Below are 1,765 nucleotides of genomic sequence, written 5' to 3'. Positions count from 1 at the left end.
TCACGTGCTTTTTGTCAGAGACTCACGTGCTTTTTGTCAGAATAGTATATTATAACACCCTAAAAAAACTAACAATAAAATGCACTAGAAAAGAGAAAAGTAGAAAAGAGAATATTTCGCGCGCGCGTGAGCAGGCGCGTTCTATATATTTGCTAACCCATCAAGGAGTGGAGTTTTCGCCTTCTCGGCCTGCTGGCCTGGGGGAACTCTGACAAAAAGCACGCCTCCAGCTCCATGCGCTTCGCGCTTCCTTGAGGGCGGTAAGTTTGGTTTCTGCTCAGACCTGACAGAGAACTCCCCATAGGCTCCCCATTTCGCTCTGTCGTGATGAGAGTCGGCTTCCGCCTCCATGCTACGGCCTTCGGCCTAGAGCCCCATTCGGGGCTAGCTGTGGCAGACTACACACCACAACCACCACAGGCATAGGGTAAAATCGCGCAGAAATGGGCCTGTATCGCATCCTGTAAAGTTTTTCGAGGCAAACACGGCATGGGTGATTCAAAAGCCTTAGAACGCAAATTGAACAGGGTTAGTAACATCACAAGCGAGCCTACGACGGGCACTGACTCAAGTCTGGTATCGTACTAACTCCGCGCCTATCATAATCGCTCATAAATGGCCCTGTAGAGGGTTTTGGTTGTGCCCTAGTGTTTGGGCCGTAAAATTATCCAGAACGCAAAGTAGGGCGGTTTATGCGTGGTTGTGATGTGTGTTGAAGAGAAGAGACGCCCGGCCACCTCATGCTCACGCATGGGCAACCGGCCGCCCTCTGGGGACCGGGGAGACGGCATTTCCAGGAATGCCTCTCTCCCGTAGGGACGAAAAGTGGAAAAGCGGAAATCAGGAGAAAAGATATTTAAATTCGAGGCGTTAAGTCTCTGATTTGTCGTTTCCACCCCTGTGGAAATGGGCTTGCCTGGAAACGCCGGGAACCCTTGTCCTGCCTGGGTTTCAGCGTTTCCACGGTATTTTCGTTTCCAGTGGAAATCCGGAAATGGCAACGAGCTGGCTATGCGCCCCGAGCAGGTCTCAAGGAATGCCCGTCTCGGATCACCGTTCCGGCCTCGATCAATGCCAGAGCGAGGTCTCGCAACCCCCGCTTGCTCTGGTTCTTGAGGGCACCATGCATCTCGCTTCGTCGTTCATACAGACCATGTGCCCCTGTCATGGTGTACGGCCTTCCAGCGGAGTAGGCATCACGTATTTCTGAAAGCAGTGAATCCATGACAGACTCTGATCGGTCAATCGTTGTTATGTCAACGATGATACCGTTCGGCTTTCGGTACATGGTATGAGGTTCTTTGCCGTCAGAGTAGTTTTCTTTGACGATTCCACCCTCTACAATGCAACCTTTTCGATACGGAACACCGTACTTTTGACAGACTGACTTAGCCTTTTTTTCTGCCATGACGTACATTGCATAGACGCATCTTGTTCCATCTACAAGGGCACTCGAACCACGAATGGAATCTCTTGCATCGTCAATGGAATCTATTGCCCCTTTACGCAGGTGATGGATGAAGATGACCGCAGACGATGTCTGCCTTGCTACACGGGCAAGCTCTTTGCAAACGAAGTCGGCATCTTCCGAACTGTTGAGGTCAAGGCCAGAGCAAAAGGACTGGATCGGGTCAAGTACAAGAGCGCGCAGGCGAAATTGTCCGCCAAGCTGATTGACCAAGTCGCTCCACCCTCTTGAGGTCGTATTGTGCCGGTCCTTGCCCTTGATGAAAAATTTGTGGCTCGATTCAATATCAGGAAACGG

The 1,765-nt window shown here is 51.0% G+C and carries 1 protein-coding gene; it reads right to left on the bottom strand.

From position 1 onward, the window contains the following. Window positions 1-1,009 precede the first annotated feature (1,009 nt). Window positions 1,010-1,765 (bottom strand): AAA family ATPase (locus G451_RS0120295; RefSeq protein WP_027185680.1); only part of this gene is annotated, 756 nt, incomplete at its 5' end.

Source organism: Desulfovibrio inopinatus DSM 10711 (assembly GCF_000429305.1).
Lineage (GTDB): Bacteria > Desulfobacterota > Desulfovibrionia > Desulfovibrionales > Desulfovibrionaceae > Alteridesulfovibrio > Alteridesulfovibrio inopinatus.
The sequence above is the reverse complement of the archived record's forward strand: the minus strand, read 5'-3'. Positions and strand labels throughout refer to the sequence as shown.